Origin of the sequence: Streptomyces sp. B3I8 (assembly GCF_030816915.1) — a bacterium.
GTDB lineage: Bacteria > Actinomycetota > Actinomycetes > Streptomycetales > Streptomycetaceae > Streptomyces.
Genome location: NZ_JAUSYN010000002.1, coordinates 4,580,885 through 4,596,134 on the forward strand (window position 1 = coordinate 4,580,885; position 15,250 = coordinate 4,596,134).

The 15,250-nt window shown below is 73.3% G+C and carries 14 protein-coding genes; 8 read left to right on the plus strand and 6 right to left on the minus strand.

Going from position 1 to position 15,250, the window contains the following annotated elements:
- Positions 1-38: 38 nt before the first annotated feature.
- Positions 39-1,280, minus strand: coding sequence for a VanZ family protein (locus tag QFZ64_RS22610; RefSeq protein WP_307068521.1), 1,242 nt, complete (start codon positions 1,278-1,280; stop codon positions 39-41).
- Positions 1,281-1,409: 129 nt separating this feature from the next.
- Positions 1,410-2,003: a TetR/AcrR family transcriptional regulator gene (locus QFZ64_RS22615; protein ID WP_307068523.1), complete on the minus strand. Its 594-nt coding sequence runs from the start codon at positions 2,001-2,003 to the stop codon at positions 1,410-1,412.
- 179 nt (positions 2,004-2,182) lie between these two features.
- Between QFZ64_RS22615 and QFZ64_RS22620 the strand changes: the two genes are divergently transcribed.
- The 8 genes from QFZ64_RS22620 to QFZ64_RS22655 all read left to right on the plus strand — a co-directional run bounded on the left by QFZ64_RS22620 (position 2,183) and on the right by QFZ64_RS22655 (position 11,113).
- Positions 2,183-3,214 carry an aldo/keto reductase gene (locus QFZ64_RS22620; protein WP_307068525.1) on the plus strand — a complete coding sequence of 344 codons (1,032 nt, stop codon included), beginning with the start codon at positions 2,183-2,185 and terminating at the stop codon, positions 3,212-3,214.
- Between the two features lie 160 nt (positions 3,215-3,374).
- Positions 3,375-4,289, plus strand: a complete 915-nt coding sequence (gene mshB, locus QFZ64_RS22625; protein ID WP_307068527.1) for an N-acetyl-1-D-myo-inositol-2-amino-2-deoxy-alpha-D-glucopyranoside deacetylase — start codon at positions 3,375-3,377, stop codon at positions 4,287-4,289.
- The gene (locus QFZ64_RS22630) at positions 4,286-4,729 is read left to right on the plus strand and encodes a DUF6113 family protein (protein WP_307068529.1); all 444 of its coding nucleotides are present in this window, start codon (positions 4,286-4,288) and stop codon (positions 4,727-4,729) included. Before mshB ends, QFZ64_RS22630 begins: the two co-directional genes overlap by 4 nt.
- 195 nt (positions 4,730-4,924) lie before the next feature.
- Positions 4,925-7,357 carry a hypothetical protein gene (locus QFZ64_RS22635; protein WP_307068531.1) on the plus strand — a complete coding sequence of 811 codons (2,433 nt, stop codon included), beginning with the start codon at positions 4,925-4,927 and terminating at the stop codon, positions 7,355-7,357.
- Between the two features lie 168 nt (positions 7,358-7,525).
- Positions 7,526-8,467, plus strand: coding sequence for an ABC transporter ATP-binding protein (locus tag QFZ64_RS22640; RefSeq protein WP_373430648.1), 942 nt, complete (start codon positions 7,526-7,528; stop codon positions 8,465-8,467).
- Complete coding sequence (locus QFZ64_RS22645) at positions 8,464-9,204, plus strand: ABC transporter permease (RefSeq protein WP_307068533.1); 741 nt, start codon at positions 8,464-8,466, stop codon at positions 9,202-9,204. Before QFZ64_RS22640 ends, QFZ64_RS22645 begins: the two co-directional genes overlap by 4 nt.
- A 5-nt stretch (positions 9,205-9,209) precedes the next feature.
- The gene (locus QFZ64_RS22650; RefSeq protein ID WP_307071825.1) at positions 9,210-10,502 is read left to right on the plus strand and encodes a sensor histidine kinase; all 1,293 of its coding nucleotides are present in this window, start codon (positions 9,210-9,212) and stop codon (positions 10,500-10,502) included.
- Positions 10,499-11,113 (plus strand): response regulator transcription factor, encoded by a 615-nt coding sequence (locus tag QFZ64_RS22655; protein ID WP_307068536.1) that lies wholly within the window; start codon positions 10,499-10,501, stop codon positions 11,111-11,113. The genes QFZ64_RS22650 and QFZ64_RS22655 overlap by 4 nt, the downstream gene beginning before the upstream one ends.
- A 73-nt stretch (positions 11,114-11,186) precedes the next feature.
- On the opposite strand, the gene QFZ64_RS22660 is transcribed toward QFZ64_RS22655, so the two are convergent.
- The 4 genes from QFZ64_RS22660 to QFZ64_RS22675 form a co-directional block, all read right to left on the minus strand.
- A complete protein-coding gene (locus QFZ64_RS22660; RefSeq protein ID WP_307068538.1) occupies positions 11,187-11,867 on the minus strand; it encodes a response regulator transcription factor in 681 nt (226 codons plus the stop codon).
- Positions 11,864-13,150, minus strand: a complete 1,287-nt coding sequence (locus QFZ64_RS22665) for a sensor histidine kinase (protein WP_307071826.1) — start codon at positions 13,148-13,150, stop codon at positions 11,864-11,866. Before QFZ64_RS22665 ends, QFZ64_RS22660 begins: the two co-directional genes overlap by 4 nt.
- An 83-nt stretch (positions 13,151-13,233) precedes the next feature.
- Positions 13,234-14,073 carry an ABC transporter permease gene (locus QFZ64_RS22670; RefSeq protein WP_307068540.1) on the minus strand — a complete coding sequence of 280 codons (840 nt, stop codon included), beginning with the start codon at positions 14,071-14,073 and terminating at the stop codon, positions 13,234-13,236.
- A complete protein-coding gene (locus QFZ64_RS22675) occupies positions 14,070-15,095 on the minus strand; it encodes an ATP-binding cassette domain-containing protein (RefSeq protein ID WP_307068542.1) in 1,026 nt (341 codons plus the stop codon). Before QFZ64_RS22675 ends, QFZ64_RS22670 begins: the two co-directional genes overlap by 4 nt.
- Positions 15,096-15,250: the final 155 nt, after the last annotated feature.

Here is a 15,250-nt window from a genome sequence, read left to right on the forward strand (position 1 = left end):
AGGCGCCGACGGCCGCCGCAGGAGGGGCGTCCCCCGGTTCAGGAGCCGTCGCCCGGAACCGCGTGCGCGGGCTGCGGGCGCTCGCTCCGCCGTGCGGTGGCGTGCGGGAGGGCCCGGTTGCGTATGCCGGACAGCACCTCGTGCGGGCCCAGCCCCTCGGGGTGCCTGCGGACCACTCGTACCCACCAGACGACGACGGCGAGACAGAGGCACGGGACGAGGAAGCCGGCCGGCGCGCCTGCCGGATCGGACGCCATCGCGTACACCACGTCCCGGTAACCGATCCCCTCCACGGCATCCGTCCCGGCGGAGGCGGCCCGCAGGGCGACGCCGGGCAGGGCGGCGCCCGCGACGAACCACACCAGGGCGAAGGGGAGGCCGAGCGCCGTCGCGCGCAGCGACAGCGCGCCGAGCCCCGGTCTGCCGCCGCTCCCCGTGACGAGCTTCAACAGCAGGGCGTGCTTGCCGGGGGTCGCACCGGTCCAGCGCGGCACCACCACGAACCACAGCACCCAGACGAGGAGCGGGACCCACGGCACGGGGTCCGGCCCCAGGGCGAGGTAGACGAGCACGGCGGCGGACCCGGACAGCAGGACGACACCCGTCACATCGAGCAGCAGGGCGACCAGACGCCGGCCGAAGGGGACCTTCAGCGGGTCGAGGGCGCGTGCGTCCAGGGTGCTCAGGTCCGGCAGCGCGCGGGCCAGGGGGCCGGCGAGCGCCCAGCCGAGCGCCGCGCCCGCCGTGTTGGCGAGGAGGTCGTCCACGGCGAAGAGACGGTAGGGGCACGCGTAGAGCCCGTACAGCCCCGTGTACTGCGTGACCTCGAAGAAGAGCGATCCGGCGAACCCCGCCAGGGTGGCCGCCGTCGGCCCCCGGCGCGCGTGCACCCGTACGAAGACACCCAGCGGGAGCAGCAGGAAGAGGTTGAACACCGTCTGCCAGACCGCCGGGTTGCCGAGCACCAGGTCATGGAAGGTGACGCGATGGTGCGCCTCCTTCCAGATGTCGCCGACGAAACTCCCGGGTGTCCACTGCGGGTGCGCGAACGAGGGGTACTTGGCGCACACGTCGACGGCCCGGGACGGCAGCGGCACGATCGTCAGGCAGAAGGCGGTGAGCGCGTAGTACACGCCCCCGAACAGGGAGAGCGTGCGCCAGCGCGTCATCACCCCGTGCCGCCGGTAGACGACGACGGCCATCGGCACGAGCAGCAGCAGGGCGAGCCCCGGAAAGATCAGGGCGGCCGTCCGCACGGGCAACAGGTAGGAGTCCGTCACGGGCGGCACTATACACATCGCGTATACGCGCAGTGTATAGAAGTCGCGGAGGGTGCGGGCGGGGGAGGTCGGAACCGGTTCCGGGCCCGGCCGGGCGCTGCCGTCCGCCGTGGGAACGGCACCGCCGGGTCAGGCCGGGCGCAGGCCGTCGAAGAGGACGCGGAGCATGCGGGTGCGGGCGGACGGGGAGTCGGCGGAGGCCGCGGCGACGCCGTGGACCAGGCGCAGGATGTCGCGGGTCTCGATGTCCCGCCGGACCGTGCCCGCCTCCTGGGCCGCGCCCACCAGCGTCTCCGTCGCGTCCATGAACCGGTCCTTGTGGGGCTGGAGGATCTCGGGAGCCCGGGCGAGGGCCGTCCTCAACGTCGTGGCGATGCCGTGCTGACCCAGTGCGTCGACGAGGTGTTCACGCACCCAGCGCTCCAGTGCCGCGCCCGGCGCCTCCCGTTCGGCGAGCCCGGCGGCGTGGGCGGCGAGGGCGGCGATGTCGGGGCCGTAGACCGCCGCGATCAGGACCTCGCGGGTCGGGAAGTGCCGGTACAGCGTGCCGGGGCCGACCCCGGCCCGGCGGGCGACGACGTCCAGCGGTGCCTCCGGGCCCAGTTCGGCGAAGGCCGTGCGCGCGGTCGCGACGATGTGCTCGTAGTTGCGGCGCGCGTCGGCCCGCATGGGGCGTGGGTGCGGGTGCGACTCGGGCTGGGGCTGCGGTGGGGCGTCGTCCATCGGGGCCTCCTTCGCGGGGGCGGGATGTGGCTACGGGTGCGGATGTGGCAACAGTGACTCAAGCGGACGGAATCTCCGCTTGGCGTTGTCCAAGCGGAGGGTTTCTCCATATAGTCGTCGTCGGCAAGTGGAGATGCTCTCCGTTTGCTGTCATCCGTCAGCTCCCGGGAGATCGTCCCATGCGCTACCGCACCCTCGGCCGCTCAGGCATCCAGGTCAGCCCCTACGCGCTCGGCACCATGAACTTCGGCGCCCTCGCCAACGCCGACCACGAAGAAACCGTCCGCATCATCCACAAGGCGCTCGACGCCGGCATCAACCTGATCGACACGGCCGACAACTACTCCCACGGCGAGTCGGAGCGGATCGTCGGGAAGGCGATCAAGGGCCGCCGTGACGACGTCGTCCTCGCCACCAAGTTCTCCAACCCCATGGGGGAGGGGCCGAACCGCCGGGGCGGCTCGCGCCGCTACCTCATGACCGCCGTCGAGGACTCGCTGCGGCGGCTGGAGACCGACCACATCGACCTGTACCAGTACCACTACCCCGACGACGAGACCGATCTGGAGGAGACGCTCTCCGCGCTCACCGACCTCGTCCGCGCGGGCAAGGTGCGGGCCATCGGCACGTCCAAGCAGCCCGCCGCGGGGCTCGTCGAGGCGCACTGGATCTCCGAGCGGCAGGGGCTGGCCCGCTTCCGCAGCGAGCAGCCGTACTACTCGATCCTCAACCGGGGCATCGAACGCGACGTGCTCCCCGTCACCCAGCGGCTCGGCATGGGCACCCTCGTGTGGAGCCCGCTGGCGCAGGGGCTGCTGACCGGGCGCGTGCGCAGGGGGCAGGCGTCGGCGTTGAGCCGCGGCGGGCCGTGGTTCGCGCACCTCGGGGACGAGCGGCGCATCGACGCGGTCGAGCGGCTGGTGCCGGTCGCGGAGGAGGCGGGGATCCCGCTGACCCACATGGCGGTCGCGTTCGTGCTCGCGCACCCGGGGGTGACGGCGGCGCTGCTCGGGCCGCGCACGGAGGAGCAGCTCGACGACCTGCTCGCGGGGGTGGGGGTCGAGCTGGGCGACGACGTGCTCGACCGGATCGACGAGGTCGTGCCGCCGGGCGAGGACGTGGGGGCCATTCAGATGGGGTATCGGCCGGCGGCTCTGGTGCGGGCGGGGGCGCGGCGGCGGGGGGTGGGCGAGCGCGCGGCGGCCGCGTAGGCACGGCGGGGCGGGGGTGCGTTCTTCCGCCCCCGCCGCCTTTGCCCTTCCCGTCCTGAAGGGGCTCCGCCCCTTGGACCCCGATGTGCGGGTGGGTGGGTGGTCGCTCGCGCAGTTCCCCGCGCCCCTTCCGGAGGCGCGTGCCTCGTAGGGTGGGGGCATGACCGATCTGCCCGACCGGCGTCTTCTTCTCGTGCACGCGCATCCGGACGACGAGTCGATCAACAACGGCGCGACCATGGCCCGGTACGCGGCCGAGGGCGCCCATGTCACCCTCGTCACCTGTACCCGCGGTGAACGCGGCGAGGTGATCCCTGGGGAACTCGCCCACCTCCTCGACGACCCCGAGCGGCTCGGCGCGCACCGGCTGCGCGAACTCGCCGCCGCGATGGGCACCCTGGGCGTGACGGACGTACGGCTGCTCGGCGGCCCCGGCCGCTACCGGGACTCCGGGATGATGGGGCTGCCCGACAACGAGGACCCCGACTGTCTGTGGCAGGCGGACCTCGACGAGGCCGCCGGACACCTCGTCGAGGTGATCCGCGAGGTACGGCCCCAGGTCCTCGTCACCTACGACGACAACGGCGGCTACGGCCACCCCGACCACATCCAGGCCCACCGCATCGCGATGCGCGCCGTCGAACTCGCCGCCGACGCCACCGCCTTCCCCGACGCGAACGCGGGCGCGGGAGCGGGGGAGCCGTGGGAGGTCGCCAAGGTGTACTGGAACCGGATGCCCCGGGCATACGCCGAGGACGCCTTCGCGCGGCTCGCGCGGGCGCTGCCCGAGCTGCCGTTCGACTCGGCGGGGAGCATCGACGACGTACCCGGCGTGGTGGCGGACGAGCGCGTCACCGCCGAGATCGACGGCACCGCGTTCGCCGTCGCGAAGGCCGCCGCGATGCGCGCCCACGCCACCCAGATCGACGTCTTCGAACCCTGGTTCGCGCTCTCCAACCACCTCGCGCAGCCGCTGTTCACCACCGAGTTCTACGAGTTGGTGCGCGGCGAGCGGGGTACCGGGCGAAGCGCCGAGAGGGAACGCGACCTGTTCGAAGGAGTGAGCGGGGCATGAGCACGAGCACACGCGGCGGACGGGGCGCGGGTCCGGGCCCGGGCGGCGGGCTGGCGCAGCCGATGACCATGCCGTCGGCCGGACGGGCCGCCGCGTACCTGGGGCTGCTGCTCCTGGGCGCGGTCGTCGGCGCCGCCGGTGCGCTGGTGCAACCGGGCTGGTTCCCCGGCGGGTTGCTGCTCGCGCTCGCGGGAGCCGCCGGGCTCTTCCTCGGCGGGGCGCGCGCCCTGGGCGGGCGCGGCGGGGCCGCCGCGCCCGCCGCCGGCTGGATGATCGCCGTCATCCTGCTCACCGTGAGCCGCCCCGAGGGCGACTTCCTCTTCGGCGCGGGAATCGGGTCCTACCTGTTCCTGCTCGGCGGCATCGCCGTCGCTGTGATGTGCGCCACGCTTCCCCGGGAAAGGCAACCCGGCGGGCCCGGTGCCCGACTTGCCAAGTGACGTACCACTTCGCCGGTTCACCTCCGTGCGGGTCCCGTGGGAGTTTCCCCGGTGGACGCGCTCGGGGGACCGGAAGCGGCCAGTATCGTGGTGCGCGCCGCCGCGCCTGCCCCGGGCGCTCGCTCCCGTGCGGGCAGTGAGGGACTCCCACTGTGAGGTCGCGGCCGGCGGTGAAGCCAACCGGGAGAACCTGCCTTGAGTCGTGAAACTGACAGTTCGTCCGCCGGGCGCAACGGGCGCACCGGACGCGGTGGTGCCGCGTACCCGTCGGGGACGCCGCCGTACGGCACCCCCATGGCTTCCGAGGAGGGCGCCGAGAAGGGACGCGGTGCCGCGCGGCCGGACGAACGCAAGACCGAGACCACGCTGACCACGCGCATCCGCATCAACATCCCCGGATCGCGGCCCATTCCGCCGGTCGTCATGCGTACACCCGTGAGCAACGACGCGTCCGCCGCGGCGGACGGCGCCGAGGACGCGGGCCAGGGGCCCGCACCCGAGGACGGCGGGGCCGCCGACCCGGGGGCCACCGGGACGATGCGGGCGATCGGCGCGTTCGACGGGGGCGGCGCCTCCGGCGGTACGGGCACGGCCGAGTTCCCGGCCCTGGGCTCCGCGCCGGGTCAGGCGCCGGCTCCGGCCGAGGAGAAGAAGGAGAAGGCGAGCGACTGGTTCGCGCCGCGCAAGGCCGCCGCGACTCCCACTGCCGCCGGCGGCTCCGGCGCCTCCGGTAACGCCGGGACGGGCGGGAACAGCAAGGGGCAACAGGCGGCCGGTCAGGCCGGACCCACCGGTTCCGCCGGGTCCACCGCGTCCGGTGGTGTGGGCCGGGCCGGTTCCGGCGGTGGGAAGGCCGCGGGGCTGCCCGGTGCCACCGGCGCCGGGCCGGTCGCCCCGGGCCACGGCGGCGGCACCGGCTCCTTCGACGTCTCCGCCGCCCTCGCCGCGGCCGCCGCCCCCCGCGCCGACGCCGACGCCGACGGCCCGGCCACGGGCGCCTACGGGCCCGACGGCGAGGCGTACCCCTCCTCGCCCGAGGACACCGGCTCGTACGCCGCCATCGGCGGCGGCGAACCGTACCGGGGCGAACCGTACGGCGGTGAACCGTACGGGGGCGAGCCCTTCGGTGACCCGTACGCGACCGGCTCGCCCGAGGACACCGGGTCCTTCCCGGCGCCCGGCGCCCTTGACGGCGGCGGACCGCACCCGGACGACCTCCCGTACTTCTCCCAGGGCGGCGGCCCGGCCGGTCCCACCACCGGACCGGTCACGGGCGACACCCCGCTCGCCGGACTGCCCGTCCGGCGCGCGCCCGGCACCCCGGCGGCCCAGGGCGGCCAGAACAGCCAGGGCGGCCTGCCCGGCCGGAACAGCCAGGATGGCCGGCCCGGCCAGGGCGCGCTGCCCGGCGGCGGGCTCAGCGACGACACCGCGGTGCTCACCCCGCAGCACCCCATGCCCGGCGGACCGGGCCACGGCGCCGGTGACAACGTCTCCGGGCACACCCTGACCAGCGGCATCCCGGTCGTCCCGGCCGACGGCCGGGGCGGTGCCCCGTTCGGTCCGGGCGGCGGCGAGCCCTCCGGCCCGCACACGCCGCCGAAGCTCCCGGACGCGCCGCAGCCGGGCCCCTCCGCGCAGAGTGCCGGCAAGCCGGCCAAGAGCGCCGCCAAGCCCGCCAAGAAGAAGGGCCGCCGCAAGCTCCCGCTGCTCATCGGCGTGCTGGTCTTCGCCGGCGGTGTCGCGTACGGCGCCGGCCTGCTGATGAACCGCTCCGACGTGCCCAAGGGCACCACCGTGCTCGGCGTCGACATCGGCGGCGGCACCCGCGACGAGGCCGTCCAGAAGCTGGACGCGGCGCTCGGCGACCGTACGAACAAGGCGATGAAGCTGGCCGTCGACGGCGACACCGTCAGCCTCAAGCCCGACCAGGCGGGCCTCCAGTTCGACAGCAAGGCCACCGTGGCCGACGCCGCGCACAGCGACTACAACCCGGTGTCGGTGGTCGGTTCGCTCTTCGGGCAGAAGCGGGTCGTGGAACCCGTCATGCCGGTCGACGAGGAGAAGCTGCGGGCGGCGCTGGAACAGGCCGCGGGCACCGCCGGCGCCAACGACGGCACGATCCGGTTCAAGCCGGGCAAGGCGGTCCCCGTCTACGGCAGGAGCGGTCAGGGCATCGACGTCGCCAAGTCCACCGAGGCCGTCCAGGAGGCGTACCGGAACCAGGTGGAGACCGGTACGGCCGCCACGGTGAAGGTGCCGACGACGGCCAAGGAGCCGACGGTCTCCAAGGCCGAGGTGGACCGCGAGATGAAGGCGTTCGCGGAGCCGGCGATGTCGGGGCTGGTGACCGTCAAGACGGCGGACGGCGTGCACCAGGTGTCCTTCAGCCCGCAGAACTCCCTGTGGAAGTTCCTCCGGGTCAAGGCCGTCGACGGCAAGCTGGTGGACTACTACGACCGGCCGGCCCTGAAGAAGCTGTACGGCGAGGCGTTCGACACCGTGCTGATCACGCGCGGTTCGGGCCAGAAGACGGCGGTGACGGTGGAGGACGTCATCAACACCCTGCGCCCGGCACTGCTGAGCAGGACGAACCGGGTCGCGGTCATCGACACGACGCCGAACTGAGCGGAGCGGAGCGCGGTCGGTGGGGCGGCGGTGTCCTCCGGGACCCCGCCGCCCCGCCTTTTCCCCACCCCGCCCGCACGGCATGACGTGACCCACGGCACGACATGACATCTGTCATCGCATAGTCGGGATGAGCGGCACTGCTCCCGGCGCGGCCCGCCCGGCAGCATGGATGCCATGACGATGACAACGGGGGCGTCGGCCCAGCAGCCGGTCGCGGTCGGGTTCGACCGCGTCAGCAAGACGTACGGCGACGTACACGCCGTCGACCGGCTGACCTTCACCCTGCACCCGGGCGAGACCGTGGCCCTGCTCGGCCCGAACGGCGCCGGCAAGTCCACCACCCTCGACCTCCTCCTCGGCCTCAAGCACCCCGACTCCGGCACCGTCCGGGTCTTCGGCACCGGTCCCCGCGAGGCGATCGTCGCCGGCCGCGTCGGCGCGATGCTGCAGAGCGGCGGCCTGATGGACGAGGTCACCGTCGCCGAACTCGTCACGCTGGCCTGCGCGCTGCACCCGAGGCCCCACCCGGTCTCCGACGTGCTCGCCCGCGCCGGCGTGACCCAGATCGCCGACCGCAAGGTCAACAAGCTCTCCGGCGGGCAGGAACAACGCGTCCGCTTCGCGCTCGCCACCGCCGGCGACAGCGACCTCATCGTCCTCGACGAGCCGACCACCGGCATGGACGTCACCGCCCGCCAGGCCTTCTGGGCCACCATGCGCGACCAGGCGGACCAGGGCCGCACGGTCCTGTTCGCCACCCACTACCTGGAGGAGGCCGACGCGACAGCGGACCGCGTCCTCGTCCTGCACCGCGGCCGGCTCCTCGCCGACGGCACCGCCGCCGAGATCAAGGCCAAGGCGGGCGCCCGCCGGATCTCCTTCGACCTCCAGGGCGCGATCGACGAACCGGCGCTGCGCGCACTGCCGTTCCTCACCGATCTCAGCGTGTCGGGACAGACCGTCCGCATGCAGTCCACCGACGCCGACGCCACCGTGCACGCCGCGTACGGGCTCGGTCTCTACCCCCGCAACCTCGAAGTCGCCGGACTCGGACTCGAGCAGGCCTTCGTCGCCCTCACCACCGCCGAGGAGGCCAAGCAGTCGTGAACAGTCTCATCAGGCTGGAACTCACCCGCGCCCTGCGCAACCGCAAGTTCCTGTTTTTCTCGGTCGTCTACCCGTCCGTGCTGTTCCTGCTCATCGCGGGCAGCGCCGACGACACCACCAAGGTCGACGGCACGAACCTGACCCTGCCGACGTACATGATGGTCTCCATGGCGTCGTTCGGCGCGCTCACCGCCGTCCTGATGGGCAACAGCGAACGCATCGCCAAGGAGCGGGAGAACGGCTGGGTGCGGCAACTGCGGCTGACCACCCTGCCCGGCCGGGGCTACGTCCTGGCCAAGACCGCCGGCGCGGCCGTCGTCAGCCTGCCGTCCATCGTCGTCGTCTTCGCCGTCGCCGCCGCCGTCAAGAACGTGCGGCTGGACGCCTGGCAGTGGCTCGCGCTCACCGGCGCGATCTGGGCCGGCAGCCTCGTCTTCGCCGCGCTCGGCGTCGCCCTCGGATACCTCGCGAGCGGGGACGCGGTCCGCCCGATCACGATGATCGTCTACTTCGGCCTGTCCATACTCGGCGGCCTGTGGATGCCGACCACCACGTTCCCCCAGTGGCTGCAGGACATCGCCAAGTGGGTGCCCACCCACGCGTACGCTGCCCTGGGACAGGCGATCGAGCAGAGCCAGGCCCCGCACGCCAGGGACATCGTCGTCCTCGCCGTCTTCTTCGCGCTGTTCACCGGCGGTGCGGCCTGGCTGTACCGGAAGGACACGCTGAAGGCGTGAGCACGATGACGGAAGACCCGCGGCGGGGCGATGACGAGGTGGACCGGCTGGTCCGCATGGGGCAGTCGCCCCGCAACGGGCGTGAGTTCCTGCGCAAGGCGTTGTGGATCGGCATCTGGCTGGTCTTCCTCAACTCCCCGTGCGCCGACCTGCTCTCCGGCGGCCACAGCACGGCCGGGACCGTCGGCGGCTGGCTCGGGCTCGCCGTGTTCGTCGGCCTCTACCTCACCCTCGTCGCCCGGAACATGGGGGCCAAGCAGTTCCCGCCGTGGCTGGTCAACGGCATCATCGCCGCCCTCGGCGTCCTCGCGGTGGTCCTCGGGCTCACTCTCGGTACGCACTGGCTCGGCCTGTTCGTCTACGTCTCGGTCTCCTGCGGGCTGGCCCTCCCACTGCGGGCGGCGTACTGGGCGATCCCGGCGACCACCGCGCTGATGGCGGCCGTCGGGGCGTGGGTGGACATCGACGAGGTCAGCGGCCTGGCCCTGCTGACGCTGCTCATCGGCTTCGCGATGACCAGTGTCAGCCAGTTGGTGCGCACCACGGTCGAGTTGCGCCGGGCCCGTGCCACGGTCGCCCGGCTCGCCGCCAACGAGGAACGGCTGCGGCTCGCCCGGGACCTGCACGACCTGCTCGGGCACTCGCTGTCCCTGATCACCCTCAAGAGCGAGCTGGCGGGCCGGATGCTGCCGGCCCACCCCGACAAGGCGGCCCAGCAGGTCGCCGACATCGAGAGCGTCAGCCGGCAGGCGCTGGTCGACGTGCGCCAGGCCGTCAGCGGGTACCGGCGCCCCCGGCTGGCGGAGGAACTCGCCGGTGCGCAGGTCGCGCTGACGGCGGCGGGCGTCACCGCGGACCTGCCCGCCGAGCCCGCGCTCGACGGGGTGCCGGAGGAGAGCGAGTCGGCGCTCGCCTGGGCGCTGCGCGAGGCGGTCACCAATGTCGTACGGCACAGCGGGGCCCGGCGGTGCGTGGTGTCCCTGGTGCGGCGGCAGACGCTGGACGGGCCGGTGCTGGAGCTGTCCGTCGAGGACGACGGCACGGGAGGCGTCTCCGGTGCGGCCGGGGCGGCAGCCGCCGGCGTCGTCCGCGGGCCCGGCAACGGGTTGACCGGGCTGGCCGAACGGCTCCAGAAGGTGGGCGGTTCGCTGGACGCGGGGCGGGTGGGCAGGACGGCGAGGGGGGCCGGGTCGGCCGGCGGCGGATATCGGTTGGCGGCCCGGGTACCGGCGGGGGTCCCGGAGGAGACGGCCGGGGGAATGGGCGCGGCCGGGGACGCCGTAGGATCCGGGACATGAGCCGCACGATCAAGGTCCTGCTGGCGGAGGACCAGTCCATGGTCCGCGAGGCGCTGGCCGCGCTGCTGGGACTGGAGGAGGACATCGAGGTCGTCGCCCAGGTGGCGCGCGGCGACGAGGTGCTGGACGCGGTGCGGGAGCACGCCGTGGACGTTGCGCTGCTGGACATCGAGATGCCGGGCGCCACCGGGATCGAGGCGGCGGCCCGGGTGCACCGGGAGATGCCCCGGGTGAAGCTGGTCGTCCTCACGACGTTCGGGCGGCCGGGCTATCTGCGGGCGGCGATGGAGGCGGGCGCGGACGCGTTCCTGGTGAAGGACGCGCCGGCGGCCCAGCTGGCCGAAGCGGTGCGGAAAGTACTGGCGGGGGAGCGGGTGATCGACCCCACGCTCGCCGCGGCGGCCCTCGCCGGGGGAGCCAACCCGCTGACCGACCGCGAACGCGAGGTGCTGCGGGCGGCGGCGGGCGGTGCGACCAACGCGGAACTGGCGGCGACGCTGCACCTGTCCCAGGGCACCGTCCGCAACTACCTCTCCACGGCCATCCAGAAACTGACTGCCCGCAACAGGACGGAAGCGGTGCGGATAGCCCGCGAGAAGGGCTGGCTGTAGCGGGGGATCACGCCCGCTCGTCCGCTCGTCCGCTCGTCCGCTCGTCCGCTCGTCCGGTCGTCCGCTCGTCCGGTCACCCGGCGCCCGCGTCGGAGCCCGGGCCGGCGAGTCCGAGGTCGTACGCGAGGATGACGGCCTGAATGCGGTCGCGAGCGCCGATCTTGGCGAGGACGCGGCCGACGTGCGTCTTCACCGTGGACTCGGAGACGACGAGCCGGGCGGCGATCTCCCCGTTGGTCCAGCCCTTGCCGATGGCGACGAAGATCTCGTGCTCACGCTCGGTGAGAGACCGCAGTCGCGGATCCGTGCCCGGGTCACGCCTGGCGGCGGGCACGTGCTGCGTGTACTCGTCCAGGAGGCGGCGGGTGAGCGCGGGCGCGATGACGGCGTCGCCGACGGCGACGGCGCGGATGCCGGCGAGGAGTTCCTCCGGGCGCGCGTCCTTGAGGAGGAAGCCGCTGGCCCCGGCGCGCAGGGCGGCATGGACGTACTCGTCGAGGTCGAAGGTGGTCAGCACGAGGACACGGGAGCGGCCCCCGGCCGCGGTGATCCGGCGGGTGGCCTCGATGCCGTCCATGCCGGGCATGCGCACGTCCATCAGGACGACGTCGGGGCGCAGTTCGGCGGTCCTGCGGACGGCCTCGGCACCATTGGCCGCCTCGCCGACCACGTCCGTCTCGAGGATGGAGTCGAGCAGCACCCGGAAGCCGTAGCGCTGCAGCGGCTGGTCGTCGACGATGAGCACCGTGGTCACCGGGGGCCCGCCTGCGTGCCTGCCTGGGTGCCTGCCTGCGGTGTCACGTCCAGGGTGGCCTCCACCAGCCATCCGCCGCCGTTCGCGGGCCCGGCGGTGACCGTGCCGCCGTAGAGCGCCGCTCTCTCTCGCATACCCACCAGTCCGTGTCCTTCCTCGTTCCAAGGTGCGTGGCGTCCGGCCCGGCCGTTGTCCCGGACGCGGATGACCAGCCGTACGTCCTCGACGACCACCGCCAGCCGGACCCGGGTGCCGGCGCCGGCGTGCTTCAGCGCGTTCGTGAGGGCTTCCTGGACGATGCGGTAGACCGTCAACTGCATTCCGGAATCCAGGACGTCCACGTCGCCCACGGTGCGGTACACGACGTCCAGGCCGGCGGTGCGCACCCCGTCGCACAGCGCCTCGATGTCCGACAGCCGTGGCTGTGGGCTGAGTTCGGGCGCCGCCGCCGGCACCTGCGAGGCCTCCCGCAGCACACCGAGCACGCGCCGCAGCTCGCCGAGGGCCGTGCGACCGGTGTCGCCGATGAGCCGCAGGGCCTCCTTGCCGCGTTCGGGAGCGGTGTCGGTGGCGTACAGCCCGGCGTCGGCGAGGGTGACCAGGACGGCCAGATGATGACCGACGATGTCGTGCATCTCGCGCGCCACCCGGGCCCGTTCGGTGGCCGCCGCGAGCCTGCTGCGCTGGTCGCGTTCGATCTCCAGACGTGCCGCCCGTTCGCGCAGCCCCGCGAGCTGGGCCCGCCGGGTCCGGATCATCATGCCGAGCGCCACGGCCGCGGTCGTGGTGCTCAGCAGGAAGAACAGCGCGTCCCAGACACTGACGACCGACGAGACGCGCACCGCGACGAGGACCGCCCCCGCCACCATGACCACGCACGCCCACGACAACTGCCGCAGCCGCCCGTGCAGGGCGAGGCTGTAGAGGGCGATGAACAGGGCGATGTCCGCGCGCAGCGCGACGTGCAGTGACCACTGGAGGCCGAACACCGCCGCGACCGCGCCGAACGCGGCCATGGGCCGGCGCCGCCGCCACAGCAGGGGCAGTACCAGCCCGACCTGGAAGAGCAGGACGGCCGCCGTGGGCAGCGTGCGGAAGGCCAGCCGGAGTCCGTCCGGGCCGTCGCCGTCGTCGTCGCGGATCCCCCCGTGCACCAGATCCGGCAGGCAGAACATGGCGAAGACCAGCACCACCACCGCGGTGTCCAGCACCCACGGACGGGACCGGTCCGCCTGCCGCAGCCGCTGGCCGCCCCTCAGGAGCCGGGCGACCAGCGGTCCCATCCCGCCGGTCTCGTCGGCGGACGCGGTCGTCGTCGAGGTGCTCACCCGCCCATGATGCGGGTGGTCGGACGTCACCGCGCCGCTCAGACGTCACTGCGCCGCAGCCGGTACGCCGCGCCGGCCAGCGCGAGCGCCGTCCAGCCGACGAAGACCAGCAGACCGGCGGTCGGCGACAGGGTGGTGCTGTCATGGGTCAGTGCGAACATCGACTGGCCCGCGGTGCTCGGCAGGTAGGGGCTGATGTCGTCCTGCCACGAGCTGGGCAGCAGCGAGATCAGCCCGGGGATCAGCATCAGGACGGCGACCAGCACCGAGATGCCGCCGGCCACCGACCGCAGCAGTGCGCCCAGGGCGGTGCCGAGCACGCCGATCAGGCCGAGGTAGAGACCGGCGCCCAGCAGGCTCCGCAGGACTCCCGCGTCCGTCAGGCCCATCGCGGCCGGGGTGTCGGAGACGATGCCGCTGCCGAACCCGAAGGTGACGAACGCGCCCACGGTGCCGACGATCAGCGCGACCAGCCCGAACACGGCCGCCTTGGACCACAGCACGGGCAGGCGGCGCGGTACGGCGGCGAGCGTCGAGCGGATCATCCCGGTGGAGTACTCCCCGGCGGTGACCAGCACGCCGAGCACGCCGAGGGCGAGCTGGGCGAAGGTGGTGCCGAAGAGGGACAGACTCACGGCCGTGGCGTCGGCGAAGTCCTCGTCCAGATGGCCGGAGTCGAACCCGGACTTGTAGCGGTAGGCGGCGATCAGCCCGAAGGCGACGACGAAGAGCAGGCCGAGCCCGAGAGTGATCCAGGTCGAACGCAGCGACCACAGCTTGGCCCACTCGGAGGACAGCACGCGCCGTCCGGTCACCCGGTGGACGGGGCGGGCGGGAGCGGCCGCGGGGGCCTCGGCGGTCGTGGTCAGGGTGCTCACGCGGGCCTCCCGGCGGTCTCGAAGGTCTCGGCGGCCTCGTCGGCCGTGGTGGGTCCGGTGGGACTGGTGAGTCCGTTGGGTCCGTTCGGCCCGTTGGGTCCGTTGGGCTCGACGGTGGTGGTGCCGTGGTACTCCACGGCGTCCTTGGTCAGTTCCATGAACGCCTCCTCCAGCGACACGGTCCGCGCGCTCAGTTCGAACAGCGCGATCCCGTGCTCCGCCGCCTTCAGGCCGATCTCGCGGGCGCCGACCCCGGTCACCTGGAGCTCCTCGGAACCGGCGCGCCCGGTGATGTCGACCCCGGGGCCGGCCAGCACCTCGCGCAGCCGTGCCGGATCCTGCGTGGCCACCCTCACCGTGCCGCCGCCCGCCTCGCGGACGAGGTCGGCCACGGTGGTGTCGGCCAGCAGCCGGCCCCGCCCCACGACGATGAGGTGGTCCGCCACCAGGGCCATCTCGCTCATCAGGTGGGAGGACACGAACACGGTGCGGCCCTGGTCGGCGAGGCCCTTGAGCAGGTTGCGGATCCAGAGGACGCCTTCCGGGTCGAGCCCGTTGACCGGCTCGTCCAGCATCAGCGTCTGCGGATCGCCGAGCAGCGCCGCCGCGATGCCGAGCCGCTGTCCCATGCCGAGGGAGAAGGCCCCGGCGCGCTTGTTCGCCACCGCGCCGAGCCCGGCGAGCTCGATGACCTCGTCGACCCGGCTGCGGGGGATCCCGTGCGTCAGCGCGAGCGCCTTGAGGTGGTGGTAGGCCGTACGCCCCGGGTGGATCGACCTCGCCTCCAGCAGGGCGCCGATCTCCTGGAGCGGTGCGTGATGCCGGGCGTAGTGCAGGCCGTTGACCGTGACGGAGCCGCTCGTCGGGGCGTCGAGCCCGACGATCATGCGCATGGTCGTGGACTTCCCCGCGCCGTTGGGGCCGAGGAAGCCGGTCACCATGCCCGGCTCGACGGTGAAGTCCAGTCCGTCGACGGCCGTCTTGTCGCCGTACCTCTTGGTGAGCTGCCGTGCGTCGATCATGCGGGTCCCCTTCTGCCGAAACAGTGGCGCCCGTCCGATCCTCCGGCGCCTCACCGGCCACGCTAGGACCCGGAACGCCCCGGATCGGTGGTACCGGGGACTGATCCACGCCGGTCGGGTCGTACCGCGGTACTACGCGCCGACGTCGCCCCGCG

Bases quoted from the DNA above. Each gene is read 5' to 3' on its own strand.
- QFZ64_RS22650 (WP_307071825.1), top strand. From the start codon at position 9,210: ATGACGGAAGACCCGCGGCGGGGCGATGACGAGGTGGACCGGCTGGTC.
- QFZ64_RS22615 (WP_307068523.1), bottom strand. From the start codon at position 2,003: ATGGACGACGCCCCACCGCAGCCCCAGCCCGAGTCGCACCCGCACCCA.
- QFZ64_RS22655 (WP_307068536.1), top strand. From the start codon at position 10,499: ATGAGCCGCACGATCAAGGTCCTGCTGGCGGAGGACCAGTCCATGGTC.
- QFZ64_RS22675 (WP_307068542.1), bottom strand. From the start codon at position 15,095: ATGATCGACGCACGGCAGCTCACCAAGAGGTACGGCGACAAGACGGCC.
- QFZ64_RS22630 (WP_307068529.1), top strand. From the start codon at position 4,286: ATGAGCACGAGCACACGCGGCGGACGGGGCGCGGGTCCGGGCCCGGGC.
- QFZ64_RS22620 (WP_307068525.1), top strand. From the start codon at position 2,183: ATGCGCTACCGCACCCTCGGCCGCTCAGGCATCCAGGTCAGCCCCTAC.
- QFZ64_RS22640 (WP_373430648.1), top strand. From the start codon at position 7,526: ATGGATGCCATGACGATGACAACGGGGGCGTCGGCCCAGCAGCCGGTC.
- QFZ64_RS22665 (WP_307071826.1), bottom strand. From the start codon at position 13,150: ATGGGACCGCTGGTCGCCCGGCTCCTGAGGGGCGGCCAGCGGCTGCGG.
- mshB (WP_307068527.1), top strand. From the start codon at position 3,375: ATGACCGATCTGCCCGACCGGCGTCTTCTTCTCGTGCACGCGCATCCG.